This window comes from Fibrella rubiginis (assembly GCF_017353185.1).
Taxonomy (GTDB): Bacteria; Bacteroidota; Bacteroidia; order Cytophagales; family Spirosomataceae; genus Fibrella; species Fibrella rubiginis.
On record NZ_JAFMYV010000016.1, the window covers coordinates 18,357 to 39,674 of the forward strand.

Here is a 21,318-nt window from a genome sequence, read left to right on the forward strand (position 1 = left end):
GCCCATTTTTCCGTATGATGCAGTCACTGTCACTGACCCTGTTGCCCGAACAGGGCCTGGACGAAGCGGTCTTTCGCGCCCACGTCCTCCAATACCTCAACCTGCCCGACACCCCCGACGTGGTCGTACGCAAGCGCCGCCAATCCATCGACTCGCGCGGGCGGCAGACCAAAGTGCATATCGACGCCGACGTATACGCAGGCGAAACCCCTCCCCCACTCATTCAACACGGACTGGCCTACCCCAACGTGACAAATGCCCGCCCGGTGGTCATTGTAGGGGCTGGCCCGGCGGGGTTATTTGCGGCCCTGCGGCTGATTGAACTGGGCCTGAAACCCGTTGTGCTAGAACGCGGCGGCGACGTGCGGGCGCGGCGGCGCGATCTGGCGGCCATCAACAAAGACCACGTCGTCAACCCCGAATCGAACTATTGTTTTGGCGAAGGCGGCGCGGGTACTTATTCCGACGGTAAGCTCTACACCCGTTCCAGCAAGCGCGGCGACATTCGGCGGATTCTGGAGATTTTCGTCGCTCACGGTGCCACCGAGCAGATTCTGGTCGACGCTCACCCGCACATCGGCACGAACAAACTACCCACCGTGGTGGCTGCCCTGCGTGAGCAAATTTTGAACGCAGGCGGCGAGGTGCATTTCAACACCAAAGTGGTGGACCTGCTGCTCACGGGAGACCAGATCCGGGGGGTCGTTGCCGCCGACGGTCAGGAATACACGGGACTGGGCGTGATTCTGGCCACGGGCCATTCGGCGCGGGACGTGTTTCATCTGTTGCACCAGCGGAATGTATTGATCGAGGCCAAAGCCTTCGCGATGGGCGTCCGGATCGAGCATCAGCAGTCGCTCATCGACACGCTGCAATATCACCTGGCACCCCGCCACAGCACACAGTCGCCCAATCTGGGGCGTGGGGAGTACCTGCCCGCCGCGTCGTATAGTCTGGTAACGCAAACCAGGTTCGGCGGCGTGGAGCGGGGCGTATTCTCGTTTTGCATGTGCCCCGGCGGGTTCATTGTCCCCTCGGCCACCGCCCCCGGCGAACTGGTTGTCAATGGCATGTCGCCCTCCCGGCGCGACTCAAAATGGGCCAATTCGGGCCTGGTTGTGGCCATCACCGACGCCGACCTCAAGCCCTACGCCCACCACGGACCGCTGGCTGGATTGCTGTTGCAGCAGGACATCGAGCAGCGGGCCTGTCGGGTGGCCAGTCCTGCGGGTAACCTGTCGCAGACGGCCCCGGCGCAACGTATTGCTGATTTTGTGGATGGTCGCGTGTCGTCATCTTTGCTGGACACGTCGTACCAGCCGGGCCTGCTCTCGGTGGACATGCGCGAGGTGCTGCCCACTCACATTGCCCAGCCGTTGCGGCAGGGACTGCGTGACTTCGGCCAGAAAATGCGGGGATACCTCAGCAACGAAGGCCAACTTATCGGCATCGAAAGTCGTACTTCCTCCCCCGTCCGCATCCCCCGCGACCGCGACACCTGCGAACACCTCACCACCCGCCGCCTGTTTCCCTGCGGTGAAGGTGCAGGCTATGCCGGTGGCATTGTCTCGGCGGCCATGGACGGTGAACGCTGCGCCAATGAGTTGGTGGCGCTGTATGGGTAATTTTGGGGAAATGGGAAATAGGTGGCTACGCTAGATGAGGTTGGTGGTCTAGGTTGCTATCGCCTGGCCCTTCGAACAGGCCTCCTTGACAGGCTCAGGGTGAGAAAGGAGCTTTCTTTGTCATCCCGACGACAGGAGGGATCTAGCGTCCTACAAGCAGAATTGAGTGATAGGACGCTAGATCCCTCCTGTCGTCGGGATGACAAAGAAAGCTCCTTTCTCACCCTGAGCCTGTCGGGGTGGCTTACTTGAAGCCATCGCACAACGCGAAGCTGCCTATAACTGCTAACCGAAAAATTCAATTGACATCCACCTACATACAGACCAACGGCATCACCCTTCACGTCATGCAGGACGGCCCCGAAAATGGGCCGCTGGTTATTTTATTGCATGGTTTTCCGGAGTTTTGGTACAGTTGGCGGGCGCAGATTCCGGCGTTGGTGGCGGCAGGTTTTCGCGTCTGGGTGCCCGATCAGCGGGGCTATAACCTCAGCGACAAACCCGTTGGCATCCGGCAGTACAGTATCGACAAACTGGTGGCCGATGTGCTGGGTCTTATTGATGCGGCGGGGGTGGACAAGGCCATCATCATTGGGCACGACTGGGGCGCGGTGGTAGCCTGGTGGCTGGCGGCTTCACACCCCGAACGCGTCGACAAGCTGGTATGTATGAACGTGCCGCACTACGCCGTGATGCTCCGTTTTTTGCGCAAAAGTCCCCGTCAGCTCCTGAAAAGCTGGTATACCGCTTTTTTCCAGATTCCGTTTTTGCCCGAATGGCTATCGGGGTTAGGGCGGTACTGGGGCATGACCCGAACACTCCGGCAGAGCAGCCGCCCCGGCACCTTTTCCGCCGCCGATCTTAACGCCTACCAAACAGCCTGGTCACAGCCGGGGCCAACGGGCGTTCCGGCCCTGCGCACCATGATCAACTGGTACCGGGCCTTTGCGCAGCACCGTCCTGCACTGCCTATCAACGAGCGCATTACGGTGCCTACCCTGCTCATCTGGGGTGTAAAAGACGATTTCCTCATCCGCGACATGGCCCAGCCCAGCATTGACCTGTGCGACACCGGTCAACTGGTTTTTTTTGAAAACGCCACGCACTGGGTGCAACACGAAGAAGCTGGGGGGGTGAATGAGTTAGTGGTTGAGTTTTTGGGGTAGTGTTGCTTCGCGCGTTATGGCTTGGCGTGCTGAAGATGGCTGACGCATAGCCCTTCGACAAGCTCAGGGTGACAGAAAACTAGAATCAGCTCCTCGAATTGCTTCAAATGGGCTGTCACCCTGAGCCTATCGAAGGGCCTAGAGCGCGAAGCCACAATGCGCGAAGCCAACAACTTTACCCCCGTTTGCTCAATACCTGACCGGAAACGCAATGGTGCATATCTGTCTCTGGTACAGCGCGTAGCTTGCCCGAAAAACACAGAAAACCATGCGCACGCTTCGTATCCTAATCCTCACTCTGCTTGTAGGGTCATCAGCCATGGCCCAGACCACGTCGACATTCACGGCCACTGTCAACGGCAAACCGTTTGAAGCCAAAGGCCAGCGCCTGAAATTACCCCTGCCCGGCACTATGCGCTACCTGGCCATCGCGGGCATGAACGTCAACCCCGACGTGCAGCTTTGGCTCCGGTTCTTTTACCTCAACGATCTCAAGCCCGGCACCTACAAGATTCTGGACGAGAGCGACAGATCGGTGCGGGAGACGTTCAATAAAAACAACGTAGCTGATGGATCCAACCCTGTTTATGCCCTGCTCGACTACACCGAAGAAACCAAAGGCATGGGGCACGCCTTTCAGGATGGCGAGTCACGCGAGGGCACGGTGACGATCACGAAGGTGACGGACACCAGCATCGAGGGCACATTTTCGGGTACGTTGCGGGGGCAGACCTACAAAAAACGCGTCATGGCCACCCTTGGGGGCTTTGGCCTGCGGCAGAACCTGGAAGACAAAGCCATCACCGCGGCGGGCGGCGGCATGTTTGTGAAGGGTGATCCCCACGACCACAGCAATACCAAGAAGGGCGACAAGACAGATGATATTGTGATTACCAACGGCACCTTCAATGTGGTCTGGGGCACCGACGACAAAAAGAAACAGTAGCGTTCAAAACCAGTCTGTAATGCGTGTACGGCAGGCATCAGAGGCGGCTATGAATGGTCGCCTCTGGTGCCTGCATTGGTTTCATAGCGAATTTTTTCGACCTTTGTAGGTGTTGTCTAGTTAACGGCTTTTGTTTATTTTCTGACTAACTGAGGCCGTTTTTTCGACAAGCTACTTTCGCACTTATGACTCCCGAACACGTTCATTGTTTGATTATCGGCTCCGGCCCGGCGGGCTATACCGCTGCCATTTACGCTGCTCGCGCTAACCTCAAACCAGTCCTGTATCAGGGTGGTCAGCCCGGTGGTCAGCTCACCATCACCACCGAAGTAGACAATTTTCCGGGTTATCCGGAGGGCGTACAGGGGCCACAAATGATGCAGGACCTGGAGCGGCAGGCTACGCGGTTTGGTACCCAGATTCGCTACGGGCTGGTCACGAAAGTGGAATTCAACGAAAACCCCGGTCCCGGCTCACCCCACCGCGTGTGGGTAGACGATGAGCATGAGATCACCGCCGACAGTGTTATTATTTCCACGGGTGCTTCGGCCAAGTGGCTGGGACTACCCTCCGAAATGCGCCTGAACGGTCATGGTGTGTCGGCCTGTGCCGTCTGTGACGGTTTCTTTTTCAAAAACCAGGATGTGGCCATTGTGGGCGCGGGCGACACCGCCGCCGAAGAAGCATCGTACCTGTCGAACATCTGCCGCAAGGTTTACATGATCGTGCGCCGGGGCGAAATGCGGGCGTCGCGCTTTATGCAGCAGCGCATTAAAGCGAAAGAAAACATCGAAATTCTGTGGCATACCGAAACCGTTGAAATCCTGGGCGACGATGGCGTAACGGGTGCGCGGGTGAGGAATACGGAAACAGGTCAGGAAAGCGTTCTTGACGTGACTGGTTTCTTTGTGGCCATTGGCCACACGCCGAACACCAGTTTGTTTAGTGACTACCTCGACCTCGACGATCACGGCTACATCCTGACCGAAAAGGGCAGTACCCACACCAACATTCCCGGCGTATTTGCCTGCGGCGATGCCCAGGATAACGTTTATCGGCAGGCCGTAACGGCCGCGGGCACCGGCTGCATGGCCGCGCTCGATGCCGAACGCTATCTGGTCACGCTGGAGATGCAGGAAGCGATGATGAGTTAACCTAAAATGCGGAACCAAACCCAAACGCAGACACCCGGGCCGGACCACTACCAAGACCACCAGCCCCGTTGCCTGCGTTTTTGTTCGTTTCGTTCAGTACATGAACATAACTGTAGTATCGTGGCTGGTGGCTGTCGGCTGCCTGTGTGCAACCGTAACCACACAGGCGCAGGAACGGGGCCGGTTTAAGAACGACACCAAGTTTACACCCAAAAACAGTTCGTCTGCTTCGCCCTCAAGCAACCAGCAAAAGGCCGAAGATATCTTCGAGCAGGAGACCACCCAGCTTCGTTTCAACAACCAGTTTGAGCCAAAAAAAGAACTGAATCCGGTTGTCAGCGAAGACACCAGCAGCATTGATCAGGGCGAAACCAGCGTGGTGGAGGTGATCGACTCGGTGCTGGTTGGCGACGAGTGGATTAAAATTGCGGACTACTATTCGGTCTGGGATTCGCGCAATATCGACCCCTACAACATTGACCCCCGCGAGTTCGATCAGGTGGTAGACCTGAAACTCTACGACCCCAAAGCCAACCGGTTCTGGTCGGCTCCCCTCGACGAAGGCAAAATGACCTCGCAGTTTGGCTTCCGCTGGGGACGGCGGCACACAGGCGTTGACCTCGATCTGGAAACCGGCGATCCGGTCTACGCCGCCTTCGACGGTATTGTGCGGGTGGTAGGCTGGGATGGCAACGGCTACGGCCGCTACGTGCTGGTGCGGCACTACAACGGCCTCGAAACGCTCTACGGCCACATGTCGAAGCAACTGGTTGAGTCGGGGCAGTTAGTAAAAGCGGGGGATCAGCTTGGTCTGGGCGGCAACACAGGCCGCAGCTACGGAGCTCACCTGCACTACGAAACCCGCTACGAAGGCAACCCCTTCGATCCGCTCAACCTCTATACATTTCCGGCCAACACGATCAACTCAGATCATTTTCTGCTTACCCCCTCCGTCTGGGACTACACGCGCGGCAGCACCCGGTCGAGCGAGCTTTCGTTTAAACCCCGCTTTAAGCGCACGGTGTTACACAAGGTTCGTCACGGCGAAACGCTGTCATCCATTGCCAGTCGTTACGGCCTGTCTACCAGTTCACTAGCCGAAAAGAACCGTCTTTCGTCACGTTCTCGCATCCGCGCAGGACAGAAGCTGAGAGTGAATTAAAAAAGGGGTTTAAAGTTCAAAGTCTAACGTTTAAAGTTGGCTGACGCGAACATACTCTTGCGTCAGCCAACTTTAAACGTTAGACTTTGAACTTTAAACCCCTTTTTTAATGTCCCATGCCGCCTTTTTTGCAGCATTTGGGCAGCTTGTCGTAACCTTTGGGATCGGCAGCTACCTCATCGGCGTCGTAGCCGGTTTTGGTAATGTTGGCTTTCAGCTTCGCCACGTCGGTTTTAGCGGGGTTGTATTTAATCGTCACCACCTTCGTGTCAACGTCGAGGGTAGCTTCTTTCACGCCTTTCTCGAAGGCCAGATTCCGCTCAATACGAGCCTTGCACATCTCGCAAATAGCCGACGTCTTTATCTTGACTTCTTTGTCTTTATCGTCGGCAAACACCGATGTGCCCACCAGTGAAAGGGCTAATAAGCCACTCAGAAACATGCTTCTGTTCATAGAATTGGTTTGTAGGTTTTAGACAAGCCTGGGAGCTAATCGTTTAATGGATAGTCTCTTGATCAAACAAATGTACTGCTACATCTGGTTCGCCATTTGGCGGCATTCGGCTTCGCAACGGCGGCAGGCTTCGGCGCAGGCTTTGCAGTGAGCTACGTGGTCGGCGTGTTTTTCGCACTCAGCGGCGCAGGCAGCACACACGTCGGCGCAAAGCTGCATGTACTGTTGCATAAACTGCGACCCGCGCGCTTCCAGCCGTCCGCAAAGTGTACAAATATCGGCGCAGTCACGGCAAAGTTTAATGCAAAGCGTCATGTCGTGATGCTTGCTGTCCTGATCGCCCATGTCGAGGCAGGCGGTGGCACAGCGTTCGCAGGCTTCGGCGCACTCAAAACAAGTGTCGGCGTGGCCGTGGGCATGAGTCATGGTTTCCATAGTAGACGTTGGTTTAATTGGATTAACTAAAAAATTATTGGCGCAGATTTTTTTGGACAACCTCACCGCATGACCATCAGCCCCGTTGTCGCTTGGCTGCAGCCGAGTGACCTATATCAAAGGGCCTCCGGCCCGTAGTACGACGTTGACTCATATTATCCTAACTACGTCAAGTTCAAGCTACGGGCCGGAGGCCCTTTGATATAGGTCACTTGGCTGCAGCCAAGCGACAACGAGGGCCGGGGGCACCCAGCTAAGCGACAACGATTCAACAATTCTTATCTAAAAAACCAGTCAACCTCACCGCATCACCATCAGCGCGGGAGTTAGCCGGAAATAAAGCTGACCGGACAGGGGCACGTTGCCGTAATACGGTTTCAGTTCGCTGCTGGGTACGCTGGCAGTAAGTTGTGCGCCCACGGCCAGGTCGGTGTTGGCCCGGCGCAGCAACCGCCAGTTGCCGCCGAGGGTCAGGTTATCGACGTTGGCCAGGGTCTTTTCGGCGTCGCCGGTTGATGGCAGCACCAGTTCAGCCAGTGATTTGGTCACGTTTTCGTAACGTCCATACAGGGCTAGCTTACCCAGTTGTAAGCTCGTTTCGGCCAGGTATGCGTTTTCGTTTACGCCGTCGTGGCTGTTCATACCCCATATCAGCGATGAGGTTACGTAGTGGTCACCCCCGCCCAGTGACTTGCTGTGCAGCAGCGAAGCGGTTGTGCGCCGTACATCGTTGTGGTTAGCACCAATGCCCTCCGGATTTTTGATCAGCCCCTGCGACACCTGTAGGGCCAGGCCCGGCGAAGGATTGATGGAGAGTCGGTACGAGTAGCTATCGAAACGGGGCTTATCAAAATTGTAGCGGTATTCGTCGGGTTCGCGGCCCGTAAAGCTCGACACCTCCACTTTAGCCCATTTATACCGGAACCCCGCCGTGGCTACGCCAAACGTAATGTGTGTAGCATCGATCCAGTGGTGGCTTAGCGGCGCATCGGAGATGTTGAATGACGAAATGCGGTGCATGAACGCGGGGGCACCCAGGGCCGGTTCGCCGGGGTAGCCTACATAGACATAAGCATCCATGTCGCGGTTGATGGCGTGGGCGTAGGAAACCGACAGCTCCGAAAACAGGTCGTGCGGATGCTGCCGGTCTACCAGGGGTTGCCCCCTGTAGCTTTCGCCGGTTTGAAACAGCAGCGGATAACCCCCGTTGCCCACCGCGAGCGGATCGAGCGACATCATCAGCTTGGCAGTAAACAACCCCCGCTTGCCCACCGTATGCTGGGCCATGCCCATCGCCCAGTTGGGCGCGTCAATCCGGGACTCGTAGCCCCGACGGGTCGTATTGTTAAAATTTTGGTGTGTGTGCCGCAGAAAAACGCTGTAGTGAAGCATGTACATCCAGCCACCTTCGCTATGCTTCATGTAAGCATACATGGGCGTTTGGTCGGGCATCCAGGATGTGCCGGAGCCGTTTCGATTCATCGGCAGGTTCCGCGACAACGTGTGCGACATCGCGCCCATGGGCATCATCATGGTGCTGGCTGTGTCACCTTCATACGCATGCATACCACCCTGATGCATCGTCATGCCGTGATTCATCTTGGAATGGTCCATCTTACCGCGGTCCATTTTGGAGTGGTCCATTTTGGAGTGGTCCATCTTACCGTGATCCATCTTGGAGTGGTCCATTTTGGAATGGTCCATACCCTTCATAGGCTTGGTGGTGTCGGCGGCCATGGGCATAGAATGGTCCATATGTTGTGCGGTCGCCGAAAAAGCGCCCAGGCACAACACGAAGAATACTTTTTTCATAGGTTGTTGAGTATGGTAATGTAATTACAGCACGGCCAGCATTACGGCGGCCATGCCAATCATCAGGCTGTCTTCTACAATGGTGACCGTGGTCATAGGCAGATTAAACACCGACCCCAGACAGGCACAGCGGATTTTGCGCTTGTTCATCACCGACTGCACCACACCCACCAGGCTAACACCCATGACTGCTACTGTAACTACATTTGTAATCAATGGGTTAACGTTTGTTAGGTAAGCCACCCCCAGAGCCAGCTCGATAAACGGATACACGAAACCATAACCCGGCACTGCCTTCGCTACAATGTCATACATGCGGTAGCTACTGGCAAAACCGCTGATATCGAGCAGCTTAAAGAACGAGAAGATCAAGAAAAAGCCTGCCATAAAGGTGTTCATAGCCCGCATCCAGTCGAACCCACCCATCCGAATTTCAACCAGCGCCGTGACCCCCACAATAAACGCCAGAATAATCAGCAGGGGTTTGTAGGTCGTTGCCGATGGCTCAGCGAGGTCGTCGGCAATCGTAGTCGACGCCACGGCTGGCGCGGTGAGCACGTCGGCTTTAGGGTGGGTATGGCCACCCATTGTATCGATCACCTGAACCTCATCAGTGAGCGAATAAGCCCCTGCTTTTTTTACGGCCCGGTCCAGCACCGTCGTATCAATATGGCCGTTCATGCTCACGACAGCCTCCTGCGGGTTAAGCGAAACGGCCACCTTTTTAACACCCTCAACGGCTTCGAGGGCTTCCTGCACCCGGCCCACACAGGAGCCGCAATGCATACCATCGAGTTTATACGTATGAATCATGATTAGTTGTAGCTGTAGTCGATATAGGTAATCGACAGCACAAAGGTACACCGGTAGACAGGGGCGTGTTTTACAGAATTATGATTGGGACTTACAGGGTTTCGGCGGGCGGCACCACAGGTTCGCTCATCACTTCAACTCCGTCAGTTCAATGGCCCTGTACGCTGCTTCGGCTTTGCCACCACCGTGAATCTGCAGGCCAATAAGACCCGACTGCGGAATGCTGAGGTCCGGCTCCGTGTAGTCGACGGTTTGCTTGCCGTTGAGGTAGATTTGAATACGGCGCCCTTCGCAGCGGATGCGGTAGTCATTCCAGTCGTTGGGCCGCAGTATCCGGCGGATCAGGGCTGAGTCGGCCTGAGCCAGGGTTTTGTCGCGCCGCGATTCGTCGTAGAGGCTGGCCCAGTAGCCCTTGCCCAGGTCGGCCTGATAGCCCACCATTTCATAGGCAGGCTTTGTGGCCCGCTGACTGCGAAACTGTACACCCGCGTTGACAAAACCCGTGCCTATGAGCCTGAATTGCAGTTTCAGGTCAAAATTGGCGTAGGAACGGGTGGTACACAGAAACTCATTGTGGGGTACTAAGCGCTCCCTAGACCCACCTACCAAAGCCCTGTCCCGGACCTGCCACGTTTGCGCCGTGTCTCCTTCCCAGCCCGCAAACGTTCGTCCGTCAAAGAGCAACCGGGAGCGGTTCTGGCGCTGGAAGCCGATACTAAACAGGCCCGCGACGAGCAGGGCAGTGATGAGGTAGGTGCGGTTCATGGAAACATCTTTATTCACCTAAAAGCAACTGGGCCCGAAACTTCATCAGACCCCGTCAATTGTTTGTCTTCCCACTGGCTCTTTCTTAAACTGACCCGGCGTTTGACCCACCACCGCCTTGAACTGATTGGTGAAGTGAGGCACGCTGCTGTAGCCTAGCATGAAAGCAATGTCGGCAATACTTCGTTGGCCATCCTGCAGCAGTTCTTTAGCCCGCTCTACCTTTTGGGCAATCAGGTACCGCTCAATCGTGGTGCCCTCCGTCGACGAAAACAGGTGGCTCAGGTAGGTGTAATCGTAGCCCAGTTTCTGACTCAGGTAATCCGAGACGTTCTGGTGCGCCGGCCGCACCGACTCGTAATGCACCTCCTTGACCAACAGGGCCTTAATTTGTTCAACCAGGGCCTGCTTGGGGTCGTCGATCAAGGCAAAACCTTCCGTGTGCAGGGCAGCTTCCACGGCTTTTCGGCTCACCGATTCGGGCCAGTGCGTTACCGTAACCCGGCCCAGCTCTACAGTGCCGATGGTTAACCCCAGGTCTTCGAGTAGCCGACGGGTGGTGCGCAGACACCGGTCACAGACCATGTTTTTGATGCGTAGTTCGGTCATGGCGCTCAGGGTTCGAGGGTATAACGGAAACCGGCGTAGACCATGGCGCCCGTTACGGGTCCCCAGTTTTGCCCGGCGGCATCGAAGTTGGTACCAAACGGGTTTGCCGCGCCAATGATGGGGTTTGCCTGCCGGAAGCCTGTCAGGTTTTCGCCGCCGAGGTACACCTGAAACGTACGGAACGTCCGGGTGATCTGGGCGTTGAGGTTCACGAATGAGGGTGAGTAATACCACGTCATGGCCGAATAGGTGGTGTGCGTGTGGGTCTCTCTTTCGTCGGGCAGGCGTTTGGGGCCGTTCCATTGCAGCGTCGCATCAAATTTCCACTTATCGTAGGGCAGGGCGTAGGCGGCGTTGAACAGCAACCGGTCGCGGCTTACCATCATGCGGGGCATCAACACGCTTTCGCCCAGGGGGGCACCCATGCTCTGGCGGGCATCGAAGAGGCGGTAAGCAAGTTTGATTTCGGCGCGTTTAACAGGGGTCACCGTCAGTTCGGCCTGCAGGCTGTTGGCAAACGACACACCCTGCAGGTTGTAAAACAGGAGTTGATTGGGCTGATCGGCGTCCACGATCAGAGCATTCTGGAAGTCGGTCCGGCTGGCGTCGAGCGTAAAGGTGGCCTTCTTGCCAAACAGCAGAAACTCGTTGGAGAGGCCCGCTGTGTAGGTCCAGGCCACTTCAGGGCGAACGTTGTAGTTCAGAAACACCTGCCGCGACGACACCAGGTAGCCGTAGTTTTCGGCCAGTTGGTTGGGTGTACGCCAGCCCCGCCCCGCCGAGGCCCGCGCCGTCAACTGGCTATTGATGTGATACTTCAGATGCAGCCGGGGGGTCCACTGCACACCATAGAGGTTATGGAAATCGATGCGGTTACCGATCACGAGGGCCAGCTTTTCGGGATAGGTATACGCATATTCGAAGAATGCGCCCGGCACCGATTCGTCGCGGTTAAGCTGCTGAAGCACAAAGCGCTCGCGGTACGAATCGAGCAGGTAGCTGATTCCTGTTTTCACCGTGTGGTTGGTGTTGCCAATGATCGTCTGATAAATCAGATTGCCGTATACCGTTTGCTGATTGCCGATATAGTCCCGGCCACCAAACAGCGACTGCTGGTCGAACCAGCTGGCGTTGAGGATCAGGCCCAAACCACGATAGGGTTTATCGGGATAGAGCCGGGCCGTTTTGCTGAACACCTCCGTTCGGCGGGTCTGGTTAGAGAACCCATAGCGGAATGCACCCACCTCGGCAAGTTGCCCACCGTCGCGGCTTTCCGACAACGCTTTAATACCAAACTGAGCCATCCAGCGGTCGGAACTGTATCTGGCCCGCGCCACGCCATTGTATTGGGTATAAAGCGGCAGGTCACGAAAGCGATCGCGGTTCTGGTCTATCTCCGTTTGCAGGGTGCTCACGTGTCCCAAGGCGCCAATGCTCCACTTGTCAGACAGCGTGTGGGAGTAGTTAACATTGCCCTCCAGCCGGCCAAAACTGTTTATGTAGCCATTCAGCAGCAAATTGGGCAGCCGGGTTTCGGCGCGGTATTCCGGCTTCTGAAGTTCTACGTTGATCTGCCCGCTCATGGCTTCGTAGCCGTTTACCACCGACCCCGCGCCCTTGCCAATGTCGATGCTGGATATCCAGGTGCCGGGAATGTAATTCAGCCCGAACGTGGTAGCCAGCCCCCGGATGGTCGGAATATTTTCGACGTTGGTTTGCACGTATTGTCCGCCGAGGCCCAGAAACTGAATCTGTTTAGCGCCCGTTACGGCATCGGCATACGACACGCTGACCGAGGCATTGGTCTCGAAACTCTCCGACAGGTTGCAGCAGGCGGCTTTAGCCAGGGTGCGCTTGGTCAGCACCTCCGTCTGAACCGGATTCATCCGGTCGATCTGGGTGTTTCCTGCCGTAACCACCACCTCATCTAGCTGCTGCGTGGCCCGGAGCGAAACCACCAGAGGCACGGTAACATCAGTTACGGTGAGGGTATCGGTCTGGTAACCAACATAGCTGACAATGAGCCGATTGGTAGCCGCAACGGTGTCTATCTGAAACTGTCCGTTCGGGTCGGTCGTGGTGGGTTTGAGCAGTCCGTCCCAATAGACGTTTGCCCCAAACAGTGGTGTCGTTTTACCCTTCTCAAGCGTTTGTACCCGCCCCGACAGGGTTTGTGCGTTTGCCGCGAAAGCAACGCATAAGCAACTGATAATGAGAGTTATTCGCATAAAATAAGCCAACTAAAGTAAGCACCAAAAGCCCTCGTCGAACTCGACAGGGCAAGGGAGGTTACGCCTAGGGCTATATCAGGAATGACTGGACCAGCACCAATAAATCGCGGCCGGCAGGCGGGGCGGGTGGGTCGGGAGCGGCCGCATAGTGCGTGGCCGGGTGAAGAAAAAACAAGCCGAACAAGGCTGTAAACATTGCCGCAACAGATGCATCAAACACCTCAGAAACAGCCTTGACGAACTTGATCAGCACATGACCAAGCGACGAGCCAACGTCGACTTTCTCGTACCGAACTGTCTCCTGACAACAGGCCGACCGTTTCACCACCGGACCGGATTCCTGCTCAGAAACATGGGCCGAACACATTTTGCAGGCCTTACCGTGCTCATGGATCAGATACGTCCGTTTACCCCGCATCTGGCACGTATGGTCTACCAGCCCGAAGCCCATGCTGCTAAGCAACACGACCACGGCCATGAACACGTGCAGAAAACGGATTAATGCGACTTTCATCACTGGGGTAACGACTTGCTGGCCGCAATTGTCAGCAAGATGACTGAAAAATGCAAAAATAATTTTGCAGAGAGCCACGCACATCTATAGTGCCAACGAGCGTTGCCCTGACAGTAGTGTCGCGGCAACGCTCGTTGGCAACCTGAAAAAAGTAATGCTCATCAAGCACTAGGCGGTGTGCATGTCGGCACCTGCCAGAACGTTCTCGCTATCCCGATCCGTCGGGCTGTTGTGTTGCATGATGGTGGCCCGGATGGCTTCTTCGAGCGTTTGGTTGTCTACGTCGTCTGAGGCATCCCAGTCATCATCTGACGTTGCTCCGGCAATAACAGGCGTATGACCCGGTATGGGGTATATCCGCGCGGCGAATGCATAGTCGGTAGCATTGATATCCAGCCCCCCGATGATTGGCTGCCCGTTTTTGGTGATCGAACCGGGCAGGTGGTAACACATAATGGACGTCTGGTCAGCAGCGGTACCAAAGATAGATGCCTGGTTAAGCGGAGTAAGCACCTGGGCGTCGACCATTGCTTTGTTCCACCCCTGCGTCTGCAGGAAATAGGCATATGCTTTCTGCGGATCAATCCGGTTAACCAGTTCCTGCCGCATGTGCTCGTGAGGAAAGCCCAGCGTATGGCCCGTCTCGTGCCGAATGACGCGCCTGTATTCCGAATCGGGCGTGGCCAGCGTAAAGCCCTGCAGGTTCATGGTTTGTTTGTTGGCCGGAATATGAAGAATGTCCGTACCCAGATACGAATAATAGCCGCCCGGCCCGCGCGATATTCTGACCTGACCCGTTCCGTTGGTCAGCACAAACGAGATACATTCCCGTGTGGCCCAGGCGTTCATGTGGCTAAGAATTTTGTTTTTCAGCGCCTGCGAGGTGGCTTCCATAAAACTCACCGTCAGTCGGCGCGGCGTGGGACCCCAGTATTTGCTAACCAGCAGGGTCAGGAATTCGGGCGTTATCACGTCGGCGTTTTCCAGGTTGGCCATTGCTCCCAACGTTGGCGCATTAACCGGGTTGATGGCAATGGCGGTTTGGGCCGCCTTGGCCAGCAGGCGGGTAGGCAGCGTTTTTATGCTACAGCCCGCATTGGGGTCAAATTCGGTTTCTCCTTCCTTCGGCTCTTCATTGTTGTCGTTGTTACCCGAAGTGTTACCTCCCCCCACAGCCTGACTCGCCACGTCGGCGATTTTGGCGAGCGCATCGCGCAGTTGTTTTTCGGATTTAGTCATTGTAGTAGCTATTTGCTGGTGTGCTAATTGCTGATTTTATAGCCCTGCTTTTTGCAGGTCAGCGTGCTACAAAGCTCCACTGATTGTTTGACACAAAAAAGCGTGCAAGTACTCATTTATATAATAGTTGGCTGACGTATAAACACGGTCACTACTCCCGTATAAAACCGGCATAATTTGATTTTATATTCAACTAACTTTGTCAAGATAATAACCGAAGAAATCCTATGATCTTATCTGCATACTATAACAGTCATATAATCAATAATTTATTTATATCTATGCTTAAACAATAAGCCTACGCGTGATTTGTAGCGCATTTGGCAGTTACATAAACGATGCATACATTCTATAAAGTAAGTACCCGTAGCCACTACCCCAACACAGACTCACTAGCAAATTAATTAATCCGTAACGATCTCATTATCAAACACTAATTTGTTTCCCAGCCCATTTCGAAACTATACTGACTTTTTTTCCAAGGGCCTGCTTACGGCTGATCAAAACGGTTTCTGCAGTGAAACCCATATCACGGTATCCCACTATCTGCGCCCAGTCTGCGAATATGACCTATACTACCGTTTTATAAATTGGGCCGACTATAAATAAAGTTTTTGTACAAAAAATAGTGGCTGTACTATATATTCTCTAATCAATTAACAAGGCTCAGTACTTTAAAAACAATAAACGCATAACCGTCAAAAGTTGAAGACGCAACTACTCATTTTACTACTTAAATAAAAATACTACCCTTAATCAGATTAGCCATGAACACCAATCGGTTATTAACTGGATTTATTGGCCTACTTCTGGTAGGCGCGTTGTTAAGTTGTGTCGATCACCGGTCATTTATTGTTACGCCCGGCGCAGATCGGTTACGGGTGAAGACCATAGAGCAGGTAACCACAGGCACAACGATGATGGACTTTGCGTATGACGGACAGAACCGGCTCAGCTCAATTACAAGTTATAGAACACCCGATAGTACGGCGTTTCCTGTTGAGAAAACCTTCTACCAATACGACACGCAAAATCGACTGATCCAGGTTCAGCACTCGGAAGTCAGACGGGGGTCAAGGACCGAGACCTACACCCTGACCTATAATACAGCCGGTCAGTTGTAGCAGGTAACAAACTCGCCTTCCGGGTTTGTTGTCATCCGTAATTATAATACAGGCAGTGCGCCGCCCCGGCCAGACTATACTAAACTAGTTGGTCTGGGAGGGCTTGTGTCTACTGGTGGCGGTTCATTTACCTTTACGGGGGGCAACCTGACGGCTGTCTCCGAGACCTTTTCGGTGTTCCGCGCAGGCGAACCCAGCGGGGTGCCTCCCGTGTATAGCAGGGCATTGCAGGTGACCTATACCTACGATGTTTCGGGCATAAATCCGTTTTATGGCAACTTCATCATTCCGGCACCGGGCGTGTTTCTTCCTGCGGGCTCTACATCCTTATTTGGTCCATTCTACACCTTGTATGGAGGCATTGACAACCCGTTTAATTTAAGCCCAAGGAATGTAGAGACAGCCCTGATTGTATCCGGAACCGGCACCACAGATACCCGATACAGTTACTCCTACAACGCGGTTGGGTTGCCCACAAGCCGCACAACCAACGTGGTAAACGGCACGCAGCAACTCACAACGGAAGTTTTACGCTACACATATGAATCGTATTAAGCAGTAGCCGACGCACCGCCTGAACGCACAAATGCCAGCTATGGCCCGCAGTTTTGCGTGGTCCATAGCTGGCATTTACATGTCTGGTTTACGCCTTTTGGGTTAGTCTTTTTTCGGCTCACCACTGATAGCACGACCCGTGGCTTTCACTGCCTTGGTCACGCCCCGGCCTGTGGCTTTGGTTGCTCTGGTCACGGCGCGGCCAGTAGCCTTGCCTGCCTGTCCAACTGCGCGGCCTGTTTTCACGGCGGCACGTCCCGTGGCACGCGTGCCTTTTTCGGCGGCGTTACCCACGTCCTGAGCCGTATTGTTTACTTTTTGTTCTGCACTTTGGGCAAAAGCCCCTGCTGACAAGGTGAGCACTAGTCCGAAGCTCAAAAGCCATTTCGTATTCATAACGATGGTAAATTGGTTTGATGTAAGTAATGGGCAGGAACAGCCAACCTTTGCTGGCTAAACACCTAAAACACTATAACCTATTTGTTTTCAATTTGGCTAAATAGCCAATCTTACGGGCTACATACACCAACAAACGGGCTTAACTGGTTGCTGTCGCCTATAGCGAATCACGCTTAGGCTCACCGCTGATGGCACGCCCGGTAGCCTTCACCGCTTTGGTTACACCCCGCCCGGTGGCCTTGGTCGCTTTTGTTACCGCCCGACCCGTGGCTTTGGTTGCATTACCAACGGCTCTTCCCGTTGCTTTTCCTGCCTTGCCCACCGCCCGGCCCGTGGTGACGGCAGCATCGCCCACAGCACGGGTGCCTGTCTCGGTGGCCCGGCCTACAGTAGCGGCCGCATTATCTACTTTTTGTTCAGCACTACGGCGCGTGGTATCCTGTGCGAAAGCCCCTGCTGCTAGTGTGAGCATCAGTCCGATGCTCAAAAGCCATTTCTTGTTCATGACGTTGGTGAATTGGTTTATGGCGTTTCCCCGGCGGAAAATGCCCTAACGCTATAACCAACGACTTGTTAGCCGCTGTGGCTGCTTATTTCCATTCAACGGCCAACAGACTGGCGCCCCCTCCCCCGCTACGATGACTCAACGGGCGTCTGGTAGCAGGCGCGGTGTAGCCTTTTACCCTAATCAAAATCCTACTTACCTTTGTATTTCCCACTACTCAACAACATCCTTCTTGACTGCTGACCATACACACCTCAACGGGGTTTCTGGGCCATTGACCAGTCAGGCCCCTAGCGAGTCATCAACGGCCCTGCTGATGGGCATCATCAACGCCTCACAGAGCTACATTGCCTATTTCGATGTGGTGCGCGACACGGCCGAACCACACGCCATCATTGATTTTACGTTCCGGCTGGTGAATGACCGCTTTGCCAGCATGGTTCAGAGCAGGCTGGATCAGGGTAAGTATGAACAGCTGCTGGGCCTGAAGCTAACAACCCTCTTTCCGGGTGTACATGCCGCGGGCATTTTAAGCAGATACATCGCCGTGGTTGAGTCGGGGCAGGCGGCCACCATTGAAGAACACTACCAGACGGATGGTTTAAACGGGTGGTATATGATCACCGCCCAACCCCTGGGCGAAGGACTGGTGGTCTCATTTCTTGATGTTACCGTCCGCAAGCAGGCCGAACTACAGGCGCGGCAGCAGGCCGATCAACTGGAAGCTACCTTCAACGCCTCGACCAACAGCATATTGCTGATGCGGGCCATCCGCGATGAGGCTGAAAACATTGTTGACTTTTTAATGCTGACGGCCAACAAAGCCGTTCGTAAAAGCCTGTTTCGCGAACCCGAAGCACTGGTTGGCAAGACGCTGCTCAGCGTATTTCCGGGCAATGTAGAGGGCGGTTTTTTTGCGCTCTACGCCCGCGTAGCCAACACGGGCGTAGCCGAGTCGGCCGAATATTTTTACCAGGACGACAACGGCTTCACCGGATGGTTCGACGTGTCGGTGGCCCGGTCATCGCCCGACCATGTGATGCTTACGTTCAACAACGTAACAACCAGCAAGGAAGCCAGTCTGGCTCAGCAACGCCAGGCACAGTTGCTTCAGGTCATCCTGGACCATTCACAAACGGCCATATCGCTGCATACAGCCATCCGAAACAAGCAGGGCGAGATCATCGACTTTCAGGTAGTTACTGCCAACCAACAGGCTATTCAGAACTGGGGGGAGCAGGCCCAGGATTTCCTGACAAAATCGTACCTGACCATTTTCCCCGGGGAAAAGGATAGTGAGAATTTCAACCGGTATGTACGCGTGGTGGAATCGGGGCAACCTGAATCGTTTGATATGGGTTTTCAGGACCACCACTATAACCTCACTATTGCCAAAGCCGACACGGGCATTGTGCTTACCTCCGTTGACGTAACCGCCGACCGGCGCTACCGGCAGTCGCTGGAGGCGATCAACAAAAACCTGCAACAGTCAAACGAGAATCTCCAGTCGTTTGCCTACGTGGCCAGTCACGATCTGCAGGAGCCCCTCCGCAAAATTCAGCAGTTTGGTGATATTGTTCAGGACCGCTATGGCCAACAGATTGGCGAAACAGGGGCCGACCTGGTCATGCGGATGCAAAAAGCCGCCGATCGCATGAGCACGCTTATTCGGGATCTGCTGGCATTCTCGCGACTCAGCACGCAGCAGCAACCCCTCAAGCCGGTTGACCTGACGCAGTTGGTGTCTGACGTGCTCAACGATCTCTACGTGGTGATACAGGAGCGAAAGGCCGTGGTTGCTGTTGACCAACTTGGCACGGTGCAGGGCGACGCCAGTCAGTTGCGGCAGTTGATTCAGAACCTCCTGACCAACGCCCTCAAATTTGCCAAGCCAGGGCAAGCGCCCCTGGTTACCATTACATTCAGACTGGCCTCTGTGGCGGAGTTACCCCCGTCGCTGACCGAAAACGACGCATTTTATTGTTTGTCGGTAACCGACGAGGGCATCGGTTTTGATGCCAGCCAGTATGGCGAGCGCATCTTTGGCACGTTTCAGCGTCTGCACGGCAAAGACCAGTTTGCGGGTACGGGCATTGGGCTGGCGGTGGTAAAAAAAGTGGCCGAACGTCATGGGGGTACGGTTTCGGTGCGCAGCACACCCGGCAACGGAGCTACGTTCAACGTTTTTCTGGCGGTGAACCCGGGCTGATACCCGGCAACCGTACCGCTTGTTTTTTAGTTTGTCTGTTAGCCTATAGCCGTAGTTGCCGATATTATGTACTCTTTTCAATAATTTTTAAGCCTGTTTGTTAATGAACAATGAAATGACTGTGCCCTCGTTTGTGCTGGTTGACGACGACGAAGACGACCGACTGCTGATGCGCATGGCCCTGGCCGAAACCAATTCCCAGTTTCCGGTTCAGGAGTTTACCAATGGTGCTGAACTGATTGATTATCTCGAAAGCGACATAAAAAACCATGCAGATAACCAGATACACTGGCTTATTATCATGGACATCAACATGCCAATCATGTCGGGGCCAGATGCCCTGCGGAAACTTCAGCAACACCCGTTGTGGCGGCGAATTCCGGTGATGATGATGTCTACCTCCGACGACCCTCAACTTGTTCAGCAGTTGATCGATCTGGGCGCTAAATCGTATGTAGTGAAGCCCAAATCGTATTCAGGGCTGGTTAACAGCATCAAAACCACGTTTGAACCCTGGCTTCAACAGCAGATAAATCAGTTGAAATAACCATTAACCAACTAATCTTATGGACGCGAATAACACACCGGCTTTTGTGCTGGTTGATGACGATGCCGACGACCGTTTTTTCATGCGCGAAGCGGTAGAACGGTCGGGTAGTACCTACCGCGTGGAAGAATTCGCTACGGGCGCTGAATTCCTGGCATACCTGCAGCAGGAATTAGATGAAAAAGGGGGTGAAAAAGTGCTGTGGCTGGTTATTCTGGACCTGAACCTGCCCGACATGGACGGGAAAGCAATTCTGAAAGCCATGCAGCAACGGCCCATCTGGAGTCAGGTGCCAGTCATTGTGTTATCGGGTCAGGAAGGCAGCAGTCAGGCCGCAGACCTGAAAGCGCTGGGCGCCAACGATTACCTGGTAAAACCCTCAAGCATGGACGAATTGGTTCACCACATCCAGACCACGTTTGCGCCCTGGCTGGAACAGCCCGTACGGTTGAGCCTGGAGAACGAACAAGCCACGTCGTAACAGCTATGCCCCCATTTTCCGGCAACACGGCATGTATGCTTTCTGAACAGGATAAACACTTTTTGCGGCAGGCTATTGCCCTCTCACGCGAGGGCATGACCACCGGACAGGGCGGGCCGTTTGGCTGCATTATCGTAAAAGACGGGCAGGTGGTGGGTCAGAGTGCCAACAAGGTTACCTCCACCAACGACCCCACCGCCCATGCCGAAGTAATGGCCATTCGGGCGGCGTGTCAACACCTCAACAGTCATCAGCTCGACGGTTGCACGCTCTATACCTCCTGCGAACCCTGCCCCATGTGTCTGGGAGCCATCTACTGGGCCAGACCCGCCCGTGTGGTCTACGCCGCTGCCCACACCGACGCCGCCGTAGCGGGCTTCGACGATTCATTCATTTACGCCGAACTCGCCAAACCATACACTCACCGCAGCATTCCCACCCAACAGGCCCTACAACACGAAGCCCAGCCGGTGTTCACCGAATGGGCCGCGAAGGCAGATAGGAAAGAGTATTAACGGAATGATGAGTGATAAATGATGAACGGTGAATTTGCTTTCGCCCGCGTATCTGATT

Annotated in this window: 22 protein-coding genes; 11 read left to right on the forward strand and 11 right to left on the reverse strand. The window is 54.8% G+C overall.

Annotated elements, in window-relative coordinates:
- Positions 1-14 precede the first annotated feature (14 nt).
- The 5 genes from J2I47_RS23935 (at position 15) to J2I47_RS23955 (ending at position 6,053) form a co-directional block, all read left to right on the forward strand.
- Positions 15-1,625, forward strand: coding sequence for an NAD(P)/FAD-dependent oxidoreductase (locus J2I47_RS23935; protein WP_207367154.1), 1,611 nt, complete (start codon positions 15-17; stop codon positions 1,623-1,625).
- A 302-nt stretch (positions 1,626-1,927) separates the two neighbouring features.
- On the forward strand, positions 1,928-2,791 hold the full coding sequence (locus tag J2I47_RS23940; protein ID WP_229374915.1) for an alpha/beta fold hydrolase: 864 nt from the start codon (positions 1,928-1,930) through the stop codon (positions 2,789-2,791).
- 268 nt (positions 2,792-3,059) lie between these two features.
- Entirely contained in the window at positions 3,060-3,737 is a 678-nt protein-coding gene (locus tag J2I47_RS23945; protein WP_207367155.1) for a hypothetical protein, read from the forward strand.
- A 185-nt stretch (positions 3,738-3,922) separates the two neighbouring features.
- Positions 3,923-4,891, forward strand: coding sequence for a thioredoxin-disulfide reductase (gene trxB / locus J2I47_RS23950; protein ID WP_207367156.1), 969 nt, complete (start codon positions 3,923-3,925; stop codon positions 4,889-4,891).
- Between the two features lie 100 nt (positions 4,892-4,991).
- Positions 4,992-6,053 (forward strand): peptidoglycan DD-metalloendopeptidase family protein, encoded by a 1,062-nt coding sequence (locus tag J2I47_RS23955; RefSeq protein ID WP_207367157.1) that lies wholly within the window; start codon positions 4,992-4,994, stop codon positions 6,051-6,053.
- 106 nt (positions 6,054-6,159) lie between these two features.
- Here the strand turns inward: J2I47_RS23955 and J2I47_RS23960 are convergent, their stop codons facing one another.
- From J2I47_RS23960 to J2I47_RS24000, 9 genes are all read right to left on the reverse strand, one after another.
- Positions 6,160-6,507 (reverse strand): heavy-metal-associated domain-containing protein, encoded by a 348-nt coding sequence (locus tag J2I47_RS23960; protein WP_207367158.1) that lies wholly within the window; start codon positions 6,505-6,507, stop codon positions 6,160-6,162.
- Between the two features lie 78 nt (positions 6,508-6,585).
- The gene (locus J2I47_RS23965; RefSeq protein WP_207367159.1) at positions 6,586-6,942 is read right to left on the reverse strand and encodes a four-helix bundle copper-binding protein; all 357 of its coding nucleotides are present in this window, start codon (positions 6,940-6,942) and stop codon (positions 6,586-6,588) included.
- 300 nt (positions 6,943-7,242) lie between these two features.
- Entirely contained in the window at positions 7,243-8,754 is a 1,512-nt protein-coding gene (locus tag J2I47_RS23970) for a hypothetical protein (protein WP_207367160.1), read from the reverse strand.
- A gap of 24 nt (positions 8,755-8,778) precedes the next feature.
- The gene (locus tag J2I47_RS23975; RefSeq protein WP_207367161.1) at positions 8,779-9,567 is read right to left on the reverse strand and encodes a heavy-metal-associated domain-containing protein; all 789 of its coding nucleotides are present in this window, start codon (positions 9,565-9,567) and stop codon (positions 8,779-8,781) included.
- A 129-nt stretch (positions 9,568-9,696) separates the two neighbouring features.
- Positions 9,697-10,332: a 3-keto-disaccharide hydrolase gene (locus tag J2I47_RS23980; RefSeq protein WP_207367162.1), complete on the reverse strand. Its 636-nt coding sequence runs from the start codon at positions 10,330-10,332 to the stop codon at positions 9,697-9,699.
- Positions 10,333-10,377: 45 nt separating this feature from the next.
- The gene (locus tag J2I47_RS23985) at positions 10,378-10,941 is read right to left on the reverse strand and encodes an AraC family transcriptional regulator (RefSeq protein ID WP_207367163.1); all 564 of its coding nucleotides are present in this window, start codon (positions 10,939-10,941) and stop codon (positions 10,378-10,380) included.
- A 5-nt stretch (positions 10,942-10,946) separates the two neighbouring features.
- Complete coding sequence (locus J2I47_RS23990; RefSeq protein ID WP_207367164.1) at positions 10,947-13,169, reverse strand: TonB-dependent receptor; 2,223 nt, start codon at positions 13,167-13,169, stop codon at positions 10,947-10,949.
- 73 nt (positions 13,170-13,242) lie between these two features.
- Complete coding sequence (locus J2I47_RS23995; protein WP_207367165.1) at positions 13,243-13,686, reverse strand: HYC_CC_PP family protein; 444 nt, start codon at positions 13,684-13,686, stop codon at positions 13,243-13,245.
- Positions 13,687-13,854: 168 nt separating this feature from the next.
- A complete protein-coding gene (locus tag J2I47_RS24000; RefSeq protein WP_207367166.1) occupies positions 13,855-14,925 on the reverse strand; it encodes a M12 family metallopeptidase in 1,071 nt (356 codons plus the stop codon).
- A 767-nt stretch (positions 14,926-15,692) separates the two neighbouring features.
- Between J2I47_RS24000 and J2I47_RS26715 the strand changes: the two genes are divergently transcribed.
- Positions 15,693-16,049, forward strand: coding sequence for a hypothetical protein (locus J2I47_RS26715; RefSeq protein WP_229374916.1), 357 nt, complete (start codon positions 15,693-15,695; stop codon positions 16,047-16,049).
- A gap of 105 nt (positions 16,050-16,154) precedes the next feature.
- Positions 16,155-16,604 carry a hypothetical protein gene (locus J2I47_RS26720; RefSeq protein WP_229374917.1) on the forward strand — a complete coding sequence of 150 codons (450 nt, stop codon included), beginning with the start codon at positions 16,155-16,157 and terminating at the stop codon, positions 16,602-16,604.
- 102 nt (positions 16,605-16,706) lie between these two features.
- On the opposite strand, the gene J2I47_RS24010 is transcribed toward J2I47_RS26720, so the two are convergent.
- Together J2I47_RS24010 and J2I47_RS24015 are read right to left on the reverse strand one after the other, a co-directional pair.
- Positions 16,707-17,000, reverse strand: coding sequence for a hypothetical protein (locus tag J2I47_RS24010; RefSeq protein WP_207367167.1), 294 nt, complete (start codon positions 16,998-17,000; stop codon positions 16,707-16,709).
- 160 nt (positions 17,001-17,160) lie between these two features.
- Positions 17,161-17,508, reverse strand: a complete 348-nt coding sequence (locus J2I47_RS24015; protein WP_207367168.1) for a hypothetical protein — start codon at positions 17,506-17,508, stop codon at positions 17,161-17,163.
- A gap of 232 nt (positions 17,509-17,740) precedes the next feature.
- Between J2I47_RS24015 and J2I47_RS24020 the strand changes: the two genes are divergently transcribed.
- The 4 genes from J2I47_RS24020 to J2I47_RS24035 all read left to right on the forward strand — a co-directional run bounded on the left by J2I47_RS24020 (position 17,741) and on the right by J2I47_RS24035 (position 21,260).
- Entirely contained in the window at positions 17,741-19,717 is a 1,977-nt protein-coding gene (locus tag J2I47_RS24020) for a PAS domain-containing sensor histidine kinase (protein ID WP_207367169.1), read from the forward strand.
- Between the two features lie 103 nt (positions 19,718-19,820).
- Positions 19,821-20,264 carry a response regulator gene (locus tag J2I47_RS24025; protein ID WP_207367170.1) on the forward strand — a complete coding sequence of 148 codons (444 nt, stop codon included), beginning with the start codon at positions 19,821-19,823 and terminating at the stop codon, positions 20,262-20,264.
- Positions 20,265-20,283: 19 nt separating this feature from the next.
- Entirely contained in the window at positions 20,284-20,745 is a 462-nt protein-coding gene (locus J2I47_RS24030) for a response regulator (protein ID WP_207367171.1), read from the forward strand.
- A gap of 5 nt (positions 20,746-20,750) precedes the next feature.
- Positions 20,751-21,260 carry a nucleoside deaminase gene (locus J2I47_RS24035; RefSeq protein ID WP_310587731.1) on the forward strand — a complete coding sequence of 170 codons (510 nt, stop codon included), beginning with the start codon at positions 20,751-20,753 and terminating at the stop codon, positions 21,258-21,260.
- Positions 21,261-21,318: the final 58 nt, after the last annotated feature.

What these genes read in the sequence shown, in the direction of transcription:
- J2I47_RS23935 (WP_207367154.1), top strand. Translation starts at nt 15, where the DNA reads ATGATGCAGTCACTGTCACTGACCCTGTTGCCCGAACAGGGCCTGGAC.
- J2I47_RS23945 (WP_207367155.1), top strand. Translation starts at nt 3,060, where the DNA reads ATGCGCACGCTTCGTATCCTAATCCTCACTCTGCTTGTAGGGTCATCA.
- trxB (WP_207367156.1), top strand. Translation starts at nt 3,923, where the DNA reads ATGACTCCCGAACACGTTCATTGTTTGATTATCGGCTCCGGCCCGGCG.
- J2I47_RS23955 (WP_207367157.1), top strand. Translation starts at nt 4,992, where the DNA reads ATGAACATAACTGTAGTATCGTGGCTGGTGGCTGTCGGCTGCCTGTGT.
- J2I47_RS23960 (WP_207367158.1), bottom strand. Translation starts at nt 6,507, where the DNA reads ATGAACAGAAGCATGTTTCTGAGTGGCTTATTAGCCCTTTCACTGGTG.
- J2I47_RS23965 (WP_207367159.1), bottom strand. Translation starts at nt 6,942, where the DNA reads ATGGAAACCATGACTCATGCCCACGGCCACGCCGACACTTGTTTTGAG.
- J2I47_RS23970 (WP_207367160.1), bottom strand. Translation starts at nt 8,754, where the DNA reads ATGAAAAAAGTATTCTTCGTGTTGTGCCTGGGCGCTTTTTCGGCGACC.
- J2I47_RS23975 (WP_207367161.1), bottom strand. Translation starts at nt 9,567, where the DNA reads ATGATTCATACGTATAAACTCGATGGTATGCATTGCGGCTCCTGTGTG.
- J2I47_RS23980 (WP_207367162.1), bottom strand. Translation starts at nt 10,332, where the DNA reads ATGAACCGCACCTACCTCATCACTGCCCTGCTCGTCGCGGGCCTGTTT.
- J2I47_RS23985 (WP_207367163.1), bottom strand. Translation starts at nt 10,941, where the DNA reads ATGACCGAACTACGCATCAAAAACATGGTCTGTGACCGGTGTCTGCGC.
- J2I47_RS23990 (WP_207367164.1), bottom strand. Translation starts at nt 13,169, where the DNA reads ATGCGAATAACTCTCATTATCAGTTGCTTATGCGTTGCTTTCGCGGCA.
- J2I47_RS23995 (WP_207367165.1), bottom strand. Translation starts at nt 13,686, where the DNA reads ATGAAAGTCGCATTAATCCGTTTTCTGCACGTGTTCATGGCCGTGGTC.
- J2I47_RS24000 (WP_207367166.1), bottom strand. Translation starts at nt 14,925, where the DNA reads ATGACTAAATCCGAAAAACAACTGCGCGATGCGCTCGCCAAAATCGCC.
- J2I47_RS26715 (WP_229374916.1), top strand. Translation starts at nt 15,693, where the DNA reads ATGAACACCAATCGGTTATTAACTGGATTTATTGGCCTACTTCTGGTA.
- J2I47_RS24010 (WP_207367167.1), bottom strand. Translation starts at nt 17,000, where the DNA reads ATGAATACGAAATGGCTTTTGAGCTTCGGACTAGTGCTCACCTTGTCA.
- J2I47_RS24015 (WP_207367168.1), bottom strand. Translation starts at nt 17,508, where the DNA reads ATGAACAAGAAATGGCTTTTGAGCATCGGACTGATGCTCACACTAGCA.
- J2I47_RS24025 (WP_207367170.1), top strand. Translation starts at nt 19,821, where the DNA reads ATGAACAATGAAATGACTGTGCCCTCGTTTGTGCTGGTTGACGACGAC.
- J2I47_RS24030 (WP_207367171.1), top strand. Translation starts at nt 20,284, where the DNA reads ATGGACGCGAATAACACACCGGCTTTTGTGCTGGTTGATGACGATGCC.
- J2I47_RS24035 (WP_310587731.1), top strand. Translation starts at nt 20,751, where the DNA reads ATGCCCCCATTTTCCGGCAACACGGCATGTATGCTTTCTGAACAGGAT.